Annotated in this window: 8 protein-coding genes; 3 read left to right on the top strand and 5 right to left on the bottom strand. The window is 51.7% G+C overall.

Annotated elements, in window-relative coordinates; genetic code table 11:
• Nucleotides 1-13: 13 nt before the first annotated feature.
• Entirely contained in the window at nt 14-736 is a 723-nt protein-coding gene (locus tag CA13_RS23820) for a 3-keto-disaccharide hydrolase (protein ID WP_146400945.1), read from the top strand.
• Nucleotides 736-2,322, top strand: coding sequence for a sulfatase (locus tag CA13_RS23815; RefSeq protein ID WP_146400943.1), 1,587 nt, complete (start codon nt 736-738; stop codon nt 2,320-2,322). The genes CA13_RS23820 and CA13_RS23815 overlap by 1 nt, the downstream gene beginning before the upstream one ends.
• 49 nt (nt 2,323-2,371) lie before the next feature.
• On the opposite strand, the gene CA13_RS23810 is transcribed toward CA13_RS23815, so the two are convergent.
• From CA13_RS23810 to CA13_RS23790, 5 genes are all read right to left on the bottom strand, one after another.
• Nucleotides 2,372-4,402: a glycoside hydrolase family 127 protein gene (locus CA13_RS23810; RefSeq protein ID WP_146400941.1), complete on the bottom strand. Its 2,031-nt coding sequence runs from the start codon at nt 4,400-4,402 to the stop codon at nt 2,372-2,374.
• A gap of 180 nt (nt 4,403-4,582) precedes the next feature.
• Nucleotides 4,583-6,085 (bottom strand): DUF1501 domain-containing protein, encoded by a 1,503-nt coding sequence (locus tag CA13_RS23805; RefSeq protein ID WP_146400939.1) that lies wholly within the window; start codon nt 6,083-6,085, stop codon nt 4,583-4,585.
• A gap of 42 nt (nt 6,086-6,127) precedes the next feature.
• Nucleotides 6,128-9,040, bottom strand: coding sequence for a PSD1 and planctomycete cytochrome C domain-containing protein (locus CA13_RS23800; RefSeq protein ID WP_146400937.1), 2,913 nt, complete (start codon nt 9,038-9,040; stop codon nt 6,128-6,130).
• A gap of 65 nt (nt 9,041-9,105) precedes the next feature.
• A complete protein-coding gene (locus tag CA13_RS23795; protein ID WP_146400935.1) occupies nt 9,106-12,342 on the bottom strand; it encodes a glycoside hydrolase family 2 TIM barrel-domain containing protein in 3,237 nt (1,078 codons plus the stop codon).
• Nucleotides 12,343-12,484: 142 nt separating this feature from the next.
• The gene (locus CA13_RS23790) at nt 12,485-15,277 is read right to left on the bottom strand and encodes a sulfatase-like hydrolase/transferase (protein ID WP_146400933.1); all 2,793 of its coding nucleotides are present in this window, start codon (nt 15,275-15,277) and stop codon (nt 12,485-12,487) included.
• Nucleotides 15,278-15,553: 276 nt separating this feature from the next.
• On the opposite strand from CA13_RS23790, the gene CA13_RS23785 reads away from it, so the two are divergent.
• A complete protein-coding gene (locus CA13_RS23785) occupies nt 15,554-16,507 on the top strand; it encodes a family 16 glycosylhydrolase (RefSeq protein ID WP_146403859.1) in 954 nt (317 codons plus the stop codon).
• Nucleotides 16,508-16,540 lie beyond the last annotated feature (33 nt).

Here is a 16,540-nt window from a genome sequence, read left to right as displayed (position 1 = left end):
AGAGAGAATCCCAATGTACGGAAAAATGATCTTTACGCTCATCATCAGCATCATGTTTTCGATTACGACTCATGCGGAGGAGAACATCTGGACGCCATTGTTCAATGGCAAAAATCTTGCCGGATGGTCGGTGCAGTGCCGACCAGAAGACAAGAACAAAGAATACTGGACGATCAATCAGGAATCCATCCTTGTGGATTCCATCGGTGACAGCAAACACAACTATGTATGGCTAATGACAGACGACGAGTTTGCCGACTTTCATTTGCGACTAAAGTTCCAGATCTACAAAAACACCAGTGGCAACAGCGGAGTCCAGATTCGCAGTCGCTACGACAAGGAGGCCGGTTGGCTCGACGGACCTCAACTCGACATTCACCCCCAAACCCCCATGCGTGCGGGCCTAATCTACGACGAAACCCGTGGTACAAAGCAGTGGATTTCCCCGCTGCTTTCAAAAGGGGATCACAACATCCCTGCGGCCAAAACCAACCCAAACGTAAAACTTATGTACGGCGAGGGAACATGGAATGAAATGGAAATCATCGCAACGGGCACACACATCAAATGCATCGTCAACGGCGAAGTGGCATCCGACTACGATGGTGCCGGAGTGCTTGACGACACTGACCACAAAGCACATCGCGTTGGCATACAGGGACATATCGCCCTACAACTTCACAGCAAGAGTGAGTTAAAAGCTCGGTTCAAAGACATTTCAATTCGAGAACTTTAGTGACTTTTACCATTGAGCCGGTCCTCATCTTTACGGATCTCGCTCATCAGAATCTAACGATCGCAGCAAGCAGTTCACACATCCAGATCAATGGGACCCCGACCATGCAATTGTTATTTAAGGTTACTCTTTACACAGCTATTGTCCTTCGCATCGCGACCTCCGTGTTTGCAGAAGATGCCCCACCGAACGTACTATTTATTGTTTGCGACGACCTAAATACTCACGTTTCGACGTCTGGTTATGAAGACATTCATACTCCAACACTTGCGGCGTTCGCCGAAGATGCAATGGCGTTTGAAAGGGCTTTTTGCCAATACCCGGTATGTGGGCCATCACGTGCTTCGTTCCTCAATGGTCTCTATCCCGAATCAACAGGCGTCCTCAACAACACGACGGATATTCGCCAAACACGTCCAAACACCGTTTCCTTGCCACAACACTTCAAAGAAAACGGCTATTGGACTGCGAGTGTGGGAAAAGTTTTTCATACATCACGGCATGACCACGGTGAGATCGCCTGGAACGAATGCCAAAGGTTCGACAACGACGAATTGCCTATCGTCACGGAAGCAAAGAAACGCTTTGAGGCAGAGCATGGCCCCGTTGATCGCGGTGGAAACCGTGGAAATTGGCGAAAGATCAGCAAGCAGGTCATGGCTCCGCTAAACGCACAAACTCCGCCCGGTCATGGGAGAAGCGGGCTTCGTGATGAACAACATCGGGACGGAAAAAATGCTCACCAAGTGGTGACATGGTTGCAAGAAAAGAGCTACGGTGACAAACCGTTCTTCATTGCATTGGGCATTCAAAAGCCACACGTCCCCTTCCTGGCACCCGACGCCTATTTCGATCTCTATCCAACCGACAAGATCCAATTCCACCGTGATGAACCAAACCTTTGGGACAACATCCCACGCGATGCGATCAACGGTCGCTACCGCGAATTCGGTTTTGAACTAGGGAAAGAAGACGAACTAAGGCGGCAGGAATTCATGCAGGCGTACCACGCCTGCGTCTCGTTTGTTGACGCACAGATCGCAAAAGTGTTCGCCCAACTCAAACGACAAGGACTTTGGGAAAACACCATTATCGTATTCACATCCGACCATGGCTATCACTTAGGCGATCATTTCCTCTGGGGAAAAGTGACGCTGTTTGACATCGGCGCGAAAGTGCCGTTTATTGTTCGCGTCCCCGGAATGACTCAGCCAGGTAGTCGTTCCGATGCGATGGTCGAACTGGTCGACGTCTACCCCACACTCAGCGAACTCGCAGGCCTCGAAGCCCCCGATCATCTTCAAGGAACTTCCATCGCGGCGTTATTGCAGGATCCTAGTCAGAGTGGTTCCAAGTCTTACGCCTATAGTGTCGTCAGCCGAAAAGGTGGCCTTGGCTATGCGATTCGCAACCAGAAATGGCGTTACGGGAAATGGCTTGGCGGCGAAGAACTTTATGATTTGACCGACGACCCCCACGAACGCCACAATCTTGCCAACAATCCCGAATTCAGTGCGCGGTTGCAGGAACTGCGCACGACCTTGGCATCAAAACAAGCCAAAGCTCGCAGCAAAAGCGAGCTTTGAAACAAATCAGCGACCCGTTTCGATCCCTGTTCTGCGATGACACGCGTATCTACTTCCAAACAATTGGAATCCAAACGGTCATTTCACTTTGGCCTCGATTGGACCAAGCGTAGTAAGGAACGAACTTAACATCAACATGCTTCCACTGTGGCTGCTCGAGCGAGCTATACATGTCCTCTGTTTGCTCATCACGCAGCATCACAGCACCACTTAACATCGTAAGTCCCCCGAGCAGATTGTCATCCTGAAGAGCGGTCAATTGAACGTCCGATGGCAAATAGACATCGAGAATGTCGGTGCCCGTTGGCAGATCCGGCGACTCGACGCAGTACACGACCGGGCCGCGTTTGATGGCCGCTTGGTTGCGTACTTCTTCGATGCGAGGGTGCCCGACAACCAACTTGGCCTCCATCGGCATATCAAGTGTCACGACGTCGCCGGCTTTCCAAACGCGATTGATTGTGGCAAAGGTCCCCGGTTCTAGTGCAACGTTGGCGTCGTTACCGTTCACCGCTAATCGTGAGCCTTCCGCCCAGTCGGGTATACGCAGCATCATGTCAAACGGCGTATCTTTGCACTTTTGGAGGGTGATATTCACGACACCGTCCCATGGGTATTGAGAATCTTGCTTCAGTTCAATCTCCGATCCATCGAGTAGTTGAGTCTGAAGCTTGTTGCCACCATACAGATTCACTGCGACACCGTTTTCAGGCAAACTGTAAGCCCATCCGGACAACTGTGCGATGGTCCGAACAAGGTTGGGCGGGCAGCAGAAACAATCGAGGTACGGCTGACGGTCAGGCGTCTCGGTGGAAAGAGCCGAGTAGTCACGCGCACCATGAAGCACGCGAAGCGGATTGGAGTAGATGTATAACATCCCATCAGCGCTGATTCCTGACAAAGCACTGTTGAACATCACTAGTTCCATAATGTCCGCGTACTTTGCCTCGCCGTGAATACCAAGCATCCGATGGCTGAACATCGAGTTACAGATATTTGCACATGTTTCGTTGTAGGCAGTTAGATTCGGCATCATGTACTCACCAATGAATGCCTCGTGAACCATGTCGACACGACTCGAAGCACCGTGGTGAGTCTGTCCGCACGCCCCGGTGATATACATTTTCTTGTGGACGACGTTGTTCCATAGTCGATCGAGTGCAACGATCAATGCCTTCTCACCCGTCTCGGCATAGACATCCGCTGCGCCAGCATAAAAGTATAACGCGAGCACCGCGTGACCAACCGCTTCCGATTCCTTGCGCAGTGGCTTTCGTTCCTGAACCATGTCACCAATAGTTTTAAAATTCGCAGTCGAATCGGGGCCGACTTTCGACTTGCCCCGCATATTGATAAAGATCTCGGCCAGTTCCAAATAGCGTTTGTCTTTCGTCGTTCGGTATAACTCGACCAATCCCATGATCTGAGTTTGATTGAATCCAAAACGAGCAAGTTCTTTCGGCTGAGGCTGAAATGTGTTGTAGAGGTAATTGGCATGTTTGATTGCGATGTCGAGAAAGTTGGTCTTCCCGGTAACACGGTGGTGTATGCAAGCACTCGTTAGCAAATGGCCGCTGTTATAGAGTTCGTGGGATTGTCGATTCGACCATGCGGGAATGTCGCTAAGTTGAATTTGAGTCGATAAATAGCCATCGGCCTGTTGGGCCTTTCCGATCACTTCGATAATTTCGTCGAGATCCTTGTCAATTTTTTCGTCGTTGTTAACGGCATAAACATAGACGGCCGATTCCATCCATTTGTAGAAATCTCCGTCGTGCCAATTCGTCCCCTCATGTTTGCCCTCTTTAAGACCTGCAGCAATTTTGAAGTTGTTGTAAGCGTGCCCACGATCCCCTTTGAGAATCATGCCCATGTGCGGCATCATGACTTCTTCACAAAGCTTGAACTTGTCCGCCCAAAAGCCTTCGGTCCACTGACAATCACCGATGTCGACGCTCTTCAGTTTGACATGCGGGCTTTGCGAGTTGTTAATGATCCCTCGCTCCACGGCGTGGGAAACATTCATCACGCCGAGGCCAAGGACGCCAACTAACAGTGTCTTTAACATTATTCGTTGCATCTGTATCAACTTTTTGTAGGGGAAGGTTTCGGCTAGGTAGGATTTCGTCGCGAACAAGCCCATCGCGATCGTCGTATTGTATTACAAATATTGGATTTAGCAATATGCCTGTCAACACGTTGGACGGTTCACATTGGTCTGGCTAAATTCGCGGAAAACCGGTGCGAAACGATCGAAAAACTAAGCGATGACGTCCTTAATGACTTGGCCGTGGACGTTGGTTAGTCGGCGTTCCAACCCATTGTGATAGAAAGTCAGCCGTTCGTGATTGAGTCCCATCAAATGCAGTAGGGTTGCATTGAAATCGTATACCGTCGTTTCGTTAACGGCCGCCTTGAATCCAAATTCGTCGCTTTCGCCGTAGCTGAATCCCTTCTTCACACCGGCACCAGCTAGAAAACATGTGAACGCACTTGGATTGTGGTCACGGCCTGTTCCGTTGCCTTGCAGAAACGGCATGCGTCCAAATTCGGTCGCCCAGACGACAAGCGTGCTCTCTAGCATGCCACGTTGCTTCAGGTCATTGAACAATGCGGCCGTTGGCTGATCCATAATTTCCGCCTGCAGCGCATGTGTCTTGGCGATGTCGGAATGCGAATCCCAGTTGGTGATACCGTTGCCACCCGATGGGTCACTGCCGTTGAACAGCTGAACCACCCGAACACCTTTCTCTAGAAGACGCCGCGCGAGAATACAATTTCGAGCGTACTTACCACGCAACTCACTGCCCCCTTCCACGCCGTACGCTTTCAAAGTCGCCTCCGTTTCACCTGAGATATCCATTACGTCCGGAACGGTTGTCTGCATCTTGCCTGCCAGTTCGTAGCTAGCGATTCGGCCAGCAAGATCCGCGTCGTCGGGATACTTTTCCAAGTGGCGAGCATTGAGTCGCCGGAGCAGTGCGTTCGTTGCTTGATCGTCACTCGAAGTAAGCGACCGTGGACGATGCAAGTTATTGGGCGGAGTAGTGGCACTAAAGTCAGTGCCTTGAAAAGCCGCCGGAAGAAAACCATTACCAAAGTTGTTCTTGCCGCTTCGTGCCATACCGCGCGGATCATTGATCGCCACAAATGCGGGTAATTCTTGGTTCTCGGTACCAAGTGCATAGGTGACCCATGCACCGAACGAGGGAAAACCTTCCATCGTGAATCCGGTGTTCATGAAGTTTTCACCCTGAGGATGAGCGCTGGTGTCCGATGTCAGCGCATGCAAGAAACAAAAGTCGTCAACGTGTTGCGCAAGATTCGGCAATAGATCCGAAACCATCTTGCCAGTCTCACCACGTGGCTTGAACTCCCAGAAAGGCTTGGCAATATTGCCGCTCGGTCCTTCGAATGTTACCGCCGGAATTCCTGGTGGCTTTTGACCATGCAGTTGTGCAAGAGCCGGCTTGTAGTCAAACGTGTCAACGTGGCTGACGGCCCCGGGACAATAGATCACCAGAACCTGTTTCGCAGGCACTTCAAAGTGACTAGGCCGAGAAGCATAAGGACGCTTCGCATCGATCCCCGGTCGAATCGGTTCTTCTCCACTGGTCGTCATCGAATTGTCGGCCAACAATCCGTCAGCATGCAGCATGCTTGCGAGAGCAATCCCGCTCGTTGAAAGACCTGCGGTATGTAGAAAACGGCGGCGATCAAGAAGTCGTCGACCGAGCGATGAAAGTTTTTCTGGGTTGGTCATTGGTTATCGTTCGTAATCAATTCAGGAAACCTAGCTCACCTATTACGGCAAAAAAGCGAACTCGTTGGTATTCATCAACGCCCGGCAAACAAGTGCCAAACTCGTCTGCTGAGCCAAATCCTTACACGCTTCAAGCTCGTCCGGTTCCGGTTGCCGCATCAGCAACAACTCAAAGCAACGACCGATCGACAATCTTAGATCGTCATCAGACTCCTTTTTGGCGCGAGACGCGATCAACTGGGATTGCTCCATCACGAAATCGCTATTCATCAAATTCAACGCTTGTAGCGGAGTCGTCGAAACCGGCCGTCTTGCTCGCACTTGTCCGCAATCAGGAAAATCGAATGCCGTAAACATCTGGTCATCGACACGACGCATTCGCTCTTGGTACAGCATTCGGCGGTACGTTTCCGGACCATGGTTGCTAACGACTTCCCACTGAGCGTAGACCTTCTTCTCATTGTGAATACGATAACTGCGTCCGCCGATCGTGTGATCAAGCGATCCGGACGCTTGTAAAATGGAATCACGAATCACTTCCGCCTCGACACGCTTCGGTGGGAAACGCCACAGCAACGCAGAGCTTGCATCCTTGGTGACACCCTCGGTAGTCGGCGTACTCGATTGACGGAACGCATTGGACATGACAAGCAAACGAATCACGTGTTTCACCGACCACGGTTGGAGGCTCCCCGTTTCCTCCACAATATCGCCCTCGCTCATATCGCCCTCGCACATTGCAAAAGCCGACGATCGAAAGACGACACTCGGTTCAACAAATTCCGCAGCCAGCCAATCGAGTAGTTTCGGGTGCGACGGCAGCGCACCCGCTTTACCGAAATCGCTCGTGGTCGGAACGATGCCAGTGCCAAACACGTGATGCCAAAGACGATTGACCATCACGCGAGCCGTCAATGGATTTTGGGGACTGCTGATCCATTTTGCAAATTGGGCACGACGTTTGGCACCGGAATCAGTTGAAGCCAGATTCAAATCGCCATCGAAGATTGCGGGTCCGGCCGGAATCACTTCATCGCGTGGATTCTCAGGACTGCCACGATGCAACACATAAGTCATTTCCGGTTGCACGAACCGCCCAACAAAACTGGGTTGCGGTCCTTCCTCGGCAAGTGTCTCGATCGCTGATTGGATCTCACTGAGTGCCGTTTTACGTTCCGGATGTTGCTTGTCCAATTGCGTATTGACATGCCATGTTCCAAGCCACGATTGCCAAGTACCGTCGTCTTTGAGCACATCAAGACTATATTCGTATCGTGGAAGATACGGTTTCTTATCGAGATAGTCGGTGTCGTAGAAATACTCGCGATTGCTGCTCATCCGCAGCCGACTAATACTCTCAGGCCTCTCAAAATCGAATCGCACCCACGACGGATCGTCCGAGTCCTTCGTTGATTTCGCCCGCCATGCCATCGTACCAAATTCGCCGTCGTTGACTCGCCCGATCGGGTTACGTCCATCGACGCCTTCTTGGGGGAATCCAGTAACTTTCGTGCCGCGTCGCATGTGCGCCAAGTTCTCATTTGGATTCGCCGTTCCGAACACTTCCAATTCGTCTAAACCAAGGTTCTCCATTTTGAAGCGAACGCGAATCGCCTTGGTGGTGATTGGCTTGAAATGCATTTCCCGATACGCCCCCCAATCTTCTTCCCAATCTCCGATTTCGCGGAGTACCCGTCGCTGTTGAGCAATCTCTTTCCACAACGCATCGCCACGTTGCCGACGTGGATGCTCAGTCGCAAATTCAGGAAAGCGAGCTCCGAATTCAACGTCTTGGAACACACCGGTCATTGAGTAGTAGTCTGTGATCGTGATCGGATCAAATTTGTGATTGTGACAACGGGCGCACCCCATCGTGACTCCCATCATCGAGGCGCCGACTGTTTGGATGATCTCATCCATCCGATCTGCCCTGGCTTGTCGAATTGCTGTCGGTTCACGACCAACCGTCGCAGCAGGCACATGGGGTCCGGCCACAAGAAACCCGGTTGCTTCGCCGGCCCCCAACGAGTCACCTGCGATCTGTTCACTTACAAATTGATTGTAAGGTTTGTCTTCGTTGAAGGCTCGGACGACGTAATCACGATAGATCCACGCATTTTTTCGATACAGATTCGCTTCGGAACCGTTCGTCTCGGCCCAGCGTATAACATCGAGCCAGTGCTGAGCCCAACGTTCACCAAAGTGTTGTGATGCGATCAGTCGATCGACAAGTGCTGCGTAGGCTTGCTCGGAATCGATTGCATAAGCATCGACGAAATCCGCCGACTCTTCGGGTGTCGGAGCGATTCCTGTTAGCACGATCGAGGCTCGTCGAATCAACGATCGCGGACCAGCGGGCTGAGAAAAAGACAGATCGTGTTGAGCCAACGTCTCAAGCAAGAATTCATCGATTGGGTTGTTCATCACCTCCCGAATTTTGACCGAAGAATCCGCTACGGCATCGAGATTCGTTTGATCCTTTGCTACTTTGCGCCTTGGCACCTGCGGACGTGACACGGGCTGAAACGACCAATGGTCCGATTCCTCTTCGACCAACACGTCCATCTGGCCTGGCCAATTCGCGCCTTGTTTGACCCACTGCGTAAGCAATTCGATCTCTTCCGCCGGAAGCTTGTCTTCATCCGGCGGCATTGCCATATCTTCATCGACGTGATTAATCACCTCAATCAGGTAGCTCTTCTCAGGCTCACCGGGCACGACAGTCGACAAACCCGAATCGCCACCCCGCAGCATTCGGATGCGGAGATCCAACCGCAAACCCGACTCTTGCTCATCTTTACCGTGGCAATCCCAACACCGATTTTGAAGAATCGGCGCAATGTCCCGCACGAAGTCAATCTCCGATGCCCTTAGCAATGAAGTCGCCAGCAACATCGAAAACGTAACGCCGACGGCAAAATATTGGCTTCTCGAATAGGTTGGATTATTGCTCATATTCTCAAGTACCGACCCTTTGCGACTTAACAAAACGTACTGCAATACAGGAACTGCAAACAGCGTTACGGTAACGGACTCATTCGAAACTCAAAATCACATTTGCGCGAATGGAGGAGGTATTGCGGCAGCGTGTTGGACAAGGTTCCGCCCAGCCCCATCTGGGCCAGATCAATATTGAGTGTATAGAACCCTTGGGAAGTCAGTTCATAGGGGTGTTTCGCCGTTTCAATATTCTCCGATGCGTAAGGCCATATCGAGAAACTGAAAAGCGGTTTCCCAACAATCATGATCCCTGAGGTTTCATCCGCATTACTTAGTTTTAGCCAACGCGTCTCGGTACGGTTTCCATTTTCTTGTGGCATTGCGTAGCTATTAAACATTTCATCCGTTTTCGCATCAAAGATATCCACCTCTGCATTTCGATTTCGGTCGTCATAGTTTTCCCAGGGACCATTGCCATAGTAGCGAGTGTTTTGAAACTTCCCAGAAACACCCATTGTCATTCCGATTCGAATCAGATCCGGCAGCGATTCATCAGCATCCAATCCCATATGCACGACAATGGTGCCGTCATTAAAGATCGTATAGGTATTCTCAAGCCGAACCTTGTCACCGGAGCTCTGTGACACACGCACGACGACGGACGTATCATTCTGAATCTCTGCAACCACGGAGTTTGTTTGAAGATTCGCGGGCACGTTTTTCCATACCTTTGCCGACTTGCTGAACGAGCCAGAACCGGCGCCCTTCGTATCATTATCAATCGGTGGCCGATAAAAGTTCGGACGTAGCGCCGACACAAGCTGTTCTACACCGTTGACTCGATAAGAATTCAATTCGCCGCTTGTTTTCGATACCGTGGCTGAAAATTGATTCCCCGTAATAACGACACTTGCATCGCGTTCCTGGACGATGACTTCGCCTTCGGAAGTGGAAGTATAAGTTGTTGGCAATGACCGGTTCTTCAGCAAGATCTGGTCCTTAGCGACTTCGAATCCTTTGTCACACCAGAGTCGATCTTCTTTTTCGTGCAGGCTCAGATGCAACCAATAGTCTGCATCGTCGTCAAATGCCTGTTTCCCAAAGGGAACCTCCACCACGGCTGTACTTGCCGCGGGAACATCTTGTGGCGGCAGTACGCCCGACTGTAATTCGGTCCCGTTCTCTGATAGCGACCAACGAATTTCGTACTGATTGAGATTGGCAAATGAAAATCGATTGGTGATCTTTACGTTATCGGTTCCAGTACCGAGCCCTTCAAAAGCAACCGGTTGGAAAACGTACTTACACTCCCACGCATGTGGATTAGGCGTACGGTCGGAAGCGAACACGCCATTGAAACAAAAGTTTTTGTCGTTGGGAACGTCTCCAAAATCGCCACCGTATGCGTAAAACTTGTCCCCGTTGCTATCCGTTTTTTCCAGCCCTTGGTCGATCATATCCCAGACAAATCCTCCCATCAAATTCGGGGTAACGCGAATGGCATCCCAGAACTCCCCGAGGCCGCCCATCGAATTGCCCATTGCATGCAGGTATTCGCACATCACGATCGGGCGATCGATATGCTCGCTGGTTGAAAGGTTCAACAATTGACTAAGATCGGGATACATCCTGCTGATGACGTCGACGTAGTCGGGATCATCCGGATTGGCGGGCGTTGGCCAGCCCTGTGACTTATACGCCACCGCGTTGTCTTCGACATAATTTGGATCGGTCGGATCGCCTTGAGCGCCTTCGTAGTGAATGAATCGCGAAGGATCAAAATCTCGCACCCATCCAGCTGCTGCAGCGAACCCAGGGCCTGTACCCGACTCATTGCCGAGCGACCATGAAATAACACAAGGATGATTTTTGTCACGCTCGACCATCCGATAGACACGGCTCAAAATCGCAGCAGACCACGACGGCGTATTCGGGATCAAGCCACCGATATGGTGAGTTTCGACATTGGCTTCCCCCATGGCGTAGACGCCATATTCGTCGCATAGCGTGAGGAAATAGGGATCGTTCGGATAGTGCGAAGTACGCACTGCGTTGAAATTGAATTGTTTGATCAACTCAACATCTTTACGCATGTCTTCTCGCGTCAATGCTTTTCCGCGAACCGGATGGTGGTCGTGACGGTTCACGCCCATCAATTTGACAGCTTTCCCGTTGATCAACAGTTCGTTGTTGTCGCTGATCTCGACATGACGGAAGCCAATGCTTTGACTTCGCGACTCGACGACTTCGCCTTGCGGGTTGGTGACGTCAAAAACTAATCTGTATAGGTAGGGATCTTCGGCGGACCATTTGTGAGGACGGTTGATTTCGGCTTCCATAAAAGCAAATTCAGTTAAATCACGAGCCGGCCATCTTTCCTCGTAGACTTGTTTGACGGATGTTTGCAGCGGGTGTTCTAAAATCGCCTTGTTATCGGCGTCGTAAAGCTGCGTTGTGATCTTCCATCCCTCAAGCTGATCGGCGTCCTGTTTCACCCAGACCTGCGGCCGAATTTTGAGTTTTGCGTTTTCGAGTTTGTCATCGAACTTGGTTTTCACATGAACATCGGCGAGCGAAATTTTCGGTTGTGCCAATAACAAGACTTCACGTTGGATACCACTTAGACGCCACATGTCCTGGTCTTCCAAGTAGCTACCGTCGCTCCAACGGAATACCTGCACAGCCACGCGATTCTTACCCGGCTGCACGTACTTTGTGATATCAAATTCAGCCGCTAGGCAACTATCCTGACTGTAGCCTACGGTTTGGCCGTTGACCCAAACGTAGAATGCGGAAGAAACGCCACCGAAGTGAAGTAGGATCGAATGGTCTTTCCATTCCGTTGGCACATCGAAATCACGATAGTAACTCCCGACGGGATTGTCACGGTAAATGAATGGAGGCTTCGGTGGCGGAGGCCCTTTCCAGTCGTACTTCAAGTTTGGATTGAGGATACCAGGAGTAAACGGGTAAGTGATGTTGGTGTAGATCGGCTGACCGTGCCCCTGCAGTTCCCAATTGGACGGCACAGGAATATCGTCCCAATCCTCGCCAAGAAAACCCATTGCCATGAAGTCTGTAGGGCGGTCTTTCACTTTACCAACGAACTTGAACTTCCAAGTTCCGTTCAAGGATTTCAAACGCGATTTGTCCCGGTCGCCAGCGAGAGCATCTTCCGCGTTTTCGTATGAATCGGTCGGAACACGCGACTCCAGCTTGTTTCTTTCAAACACCAATTCGTTCTCCCAGTCGTTCTGGGCATAAACAAATTGCGTGAGTGAAACGACAACAAGTCCGATAATCCAATGGGGTTTCATGAGTCGTATACTCTTGCTAATTGAAAAAAAATGACAGCTTTCCTAGAGGGGCGGCATCGTTTTCGTTCCGCCGCAACCGTTCTCGCATGGCGTAAACTCCAACCGAAACGAAGGTCGCCAAGATTTCCGGCTGACCCACATATTACTCCGAAACACGAAGATAATGGAAACGACCATCCGCCAATGTCGCATTCCGCCTGCGTCGCACAGCGACAACACAGACTGATACCCACAGCAGAGAAGCACCTCCTGGTTCCGGCACAGCGCTGACGACCGAGATAGAACCGTTGGTCGAAAGCGAAGAGACATCCCACACTAAGCCGCTGTCGAGAGCGGGCAGATTAACCATGTTGAATTCTCCGACCATCGAAGCAAAATCGAGAATATCAAACACGTCTCCTGCGGCGAGCGTGAAATCGGCACCAAGTGATACGACGAGATCGCCTCCACCGCCTGAAAGAACGAGATTGTCGCTGACCACAATCATGTCATGGTCCACCTCCGAAGTCACGTCTGGGTAGAGTTCGAGGGCCAAAACGGAACCCGTTTCCACGACAAAGTCACCCATAATCGACAACACACCTGGGCTATTGCCAGGCGATATAGTTGATCCAGTGGCGGCAGTGATGTCGCCGATGACAAGACCCGAACCACTTAGTAACTGACCAGAACCGATCACCATGCCTCCGAAATTGGTTTCCGACACATCCAAGACCGCGCCGTCAGCGACATCGATGATTGGTGTGTTGCTAAGGAGACCGTCACCGGAAATCGCCAAAGTGCCACCGGTGATTGATGTATTACCCGAGTAGGTATTATTGCCTGTCAACGTTACTTTGCTCGCGCCGCTCTTGGTCAATCCTCGGGGATCATAGTAGTCGCGTATTTGACTGTTGATATTGACGACCACGTCACCGTCACCGGTGATGGAAAGATCATCGTACATCACCAGGTTTAGGTCGATGTTGTAGGTAAAGTCGTTCTCGCCACTACTCATTGCGTCGATTGCGATCTCAGGTGCGACGCCGTTTAAATCATTGGTGAATAAGACTTCATTGCCTTGAATTGTTCCAGCCTGATTTTGCGGTCCCACAAAGTCGCCACTTAAAACCATTTTGTTCATCATGAATTCGAGGCCTGTTTTGCGCAACATATCGTTGTTAGAAACATAATCCATATCTGCCGTGCCAAATTCAAGCACGGCGCCCGCAAAGGCGTCGGAACGATAGACGTGCTTCCAATTCGTGGTACCCGCTTCGATCCAGTTCAATACGCCATTGGGCGTGTTGGTCCCATCGTAAGGGTCTTGGCTTTCATCGAATCCGCCGGACCAATCCGACACGCCGGCGCCGGGATTGAAGACAAAGTGATCATTCAGGTTGAGCGGCTCGGTCTCCAGCGTATTCGCCAGAATCGCGTAGCGAGGTTTGTCAAAGAACACTTCGTGATCCGTTAAGTCGCGTTTGAGCTCTGCGATTAAGGCGACATGTTCGGGGTTTGAGGAGCCGATCCGATTGATCTGCTCGCCAATATCGTCATTAACGTTGTAAAGGCGGTAACGGTCCTCGCGGGCACCAATGTTGTTCGTGTTGACCAATTTCCAGTCGTCTTTGATGACGGCAAAGGTTCCGCGCCAGCGGTGCACGAGCACGCCGTGGGGGTTGGAGGTGTCTTCACCGTTGATGAACGGCAGCAGGTTCACCCCATCGATATTCGGTTCGTCGGGGCTCAACGGAGCACCGGCGGCAGCCAGGGCAGTGGGGAGGATGTCGATTCCATGGACCGGCTTGTCGTATACGGTTCCCTGGACGGATGCATCGACGCCTGCACCAGCGATCATGAACGGGACGCGGATACCGCCTTCCTTGGGTGATCCTTTCACGCCGTCGAGCGGACCGTTGTTGGTGCCATTACCAAACTCGTCTTTCCCGGACACGCCGCCATTGTCGTTCACAAACACGATCATCGTGTTGTCTCGGATACTGTCGCTAAAATCGCCATCGCCGTTGGGGTCGTCAAGCGTCGCCATCATGCGGCCGATCTCGTTGTCCATCGTCAGCATCATGGATGCGACTTCTTTGCGGACACCCTGCAGCCCATCAAGACGTGGATCGTTGAAGTCCGGTGAGTCGTCGGTCCAAGGCTTATGTGGCGCGGTGAACGCCTGGTAAAGCATAAATGGTTCGGCCTCGCCGGCTTTGTCCTTGATGAAATCAACCGCATAGTCGCCGAAGGTTTCGGTGATGTATTGGTCGTCACGACCGGGATCGAACTCGACCACCTTGTCAGCCACCGTGCCATCGGCTTGCACCACGGTTTCACGCATGTAGCGAACCTGCAACGCACTGGTCGGATTATCGACTTGGTTTTCGTTGTAGCTGCGGCCTAGGATGTAGTCACGCGATCCGTGATAGTGGCCGTAGAACTCGTCGATGCCCTGGTTCTCAGGTCGGTTGCCCAACTGCGTCACCTGGCCTGAGACCGGGTCGACGGTATTGGCGATCGATCCCAAGTGCCACTTGCCGATGGCCCCGGTGGTGTAGCCCTGGACCTTCAAGCGATCCCATATCGTGTCGGTGGCCTGAGGAACACCCTCGAAAGTTTGCGACGGAAGGAAATGGTTGTTGCCCACGTGCTCATTCCCAAAACGCTGTTGGTAGCCGCCGGTGACAAGCGCGGCGCGGGTAGGTTGGCAGTTCGCTGCAACGTAGCCACGAGAGAACGTGACGCCTTGGCGAGCCAACGCATCAAGATTCGGTGTCGGGATTTCTGATGTCTGACCGGTGATGCCGTTCATGAAACCGAAGTCGGCATAGCCAGCATCGTCGGCGACGATGACGATCACGTTGGGCTTCGATTGCGCATAGGTCTGGCTCGCGCCAACGCACCAAGCCGCAACGGCTGCCAAGGCAAAAAGCAAAAGCCGTTGATTCATCGATTGATCCCGACAAAGAGTATGTTAGAAGAGATTTAGCAGAGCGGTTTACAGTGCTTTGCTCAACAAACCATTGACGCCCTTATTGTATGACAATACGATATTAACAGGCCCGTGTGGTAAAATCCAGACGCTTATCGTTCTTTTCATAGGCTTCTCCTGGCCGGATCGCATACAAGGCCCCCTATCATCGAGAGACCAATTGCTAGTTCTTGAGGCCAGAAGCCTACACAGGACGGTCTCAAAAGCGACTAGACCTTGGGAGTCATTTTTGTCATGCGAAAAACCTTGCTCGCGTGTAGGGCGGCGCTGACGGTACTGCTCTGCTTGGGCGCAAACCGGTCTACCGCAGATACCGTCCCCTTCTCGGCACCACCGAACTCTTCTGCTTGGCAGTTGGTTGAGAGCATGAGCGACGAGTTCACCGATGCAGAGCTGGACACTGCGAAATGGCATATTCAGGGTACTGACGGTATCTACGAATCCAATTTTCAAGGACGAGCCGATGCGTTTGCGTTTTCAACCGACAATGCAAGAGTCGAAGACGGAAGGCTAAAAATCCAGTCAAAGTGGGACTCATCCGCCGGCATCCACACGACTGCGGCAGTGATTAGCAAGAACACGCTTCACTACGGTTACATGGAAACCAGGGCAAAGGTGGCCGATGCGGCGGTATCAAGTTCGTTTTGGATGACCGGCAATGGTGGTGACCGAACTGCGTCGGAGCTAGATGTGTACGAGCTGTTTGGCGCCCCGCATAGCAATCCCAATATTTCGAATATCGAACAGCGATATTGGTCGTCGATCCACGACTGGTCAGCCGATTTGCCCACGGAGCATCGAGGCAAGTCAACATGGACCGACACGGATACCTACCTCGATTTCGATCCAGCAGATGACTTCCATGTTTACGGCGTGGAATGGACGGAGGAATACTTGAAGTTCCACGTTGACGATCAATTGCTACGCGTCGTCACCCGAGCGGAGGTCGAATCGGCTGGTCTCAATAGTGGAGCATGGGCGATCGATGACCCACTGCGGATCTGGGTTGATTCGGAAGTGTTTCCTTGGATCGACACGCCTCCCGAATCCGCAAGCTTTGAGGCGGTCTACGAAGTCGACTACATTCGAGTCTGGCAACCAGTAGCGGTCCCCGAGCCGAGCGTCTTTGCCTTGATGGGCATTGGCACATACGTCGCAACGCTTCGTCGACGACGCAATCGGCGGTGAAGGAGATTGCGGCGTCGCTATCCGTTTTTCCGG

Origin of the sequence: Novipirellula herctigrandis (assembly GCA_007859835.1) — a bacterium.
In the GTDB taxonomy this organism is placed as follows: domain Bacteria; phylum Planctomycetota; class Planctomycetia; order Pirellulales; family Pirellulaceae; genus Novipirellula_A; species Novipirellula_A herctigrandis.
This window is presented reverse-complemented; position numbering and strand designations above follow the sequence as displayed.

Excerpts from the sequence above, each read along its gene's own strand:
- CA13_RS23805 (WP_146400939.1), bottom strand. The coding sequence starts at position 6,085 with ATGACCAACCCAGAAAAACTTTCATCGCTCGGTCGACGACTTCTTGAT.
- CA13_RS23800 (WP_146400937.1), bottom strand. The coding sequence starts at position 9,040 with ATGAGCAATAATCCAACCTATTCGAGAAGCCAATATTTTGCCGTCGGC.
- CA13_RS23820 (WP_146400945.1), top strand. The coding sequence starts at position 14 with ATGTACGGAAAAATGATCTTTACGCTCATCATCAGCATCATGTTTTCG.
- CA13_RS23785 (WP_146403859.1), top strand. The coding sequence starts at position 15,554 with ATGCGAAAAACCTTGCTCGCGTGTAGGGCGGCGCTGACGGTACTGCTC.
- CA13_RS23795 (WP_146400935.1), bottom strand. The coding sequence starts at position 12,342 with ATGAAACCCCATTGGATTATCGGACTTGTTGTCGTTTCACTCACGCAA.
- CA13_RS23790 (WP_146400933.1), bottom strand. The coding sequence starts at position 15,277 with ATGAATCAACGGCTTTTGCTTTTTGCCTTGGCAGCCGTTGCGGCTTGG.
- CA13_RS23810 (WP_146400941.1), bottom strand. The coding sequence starts at position 4,402 with ATGCAACGAATAATGTTAAAGACACTGTTAGTTGGCGTCCTTGGCCTC.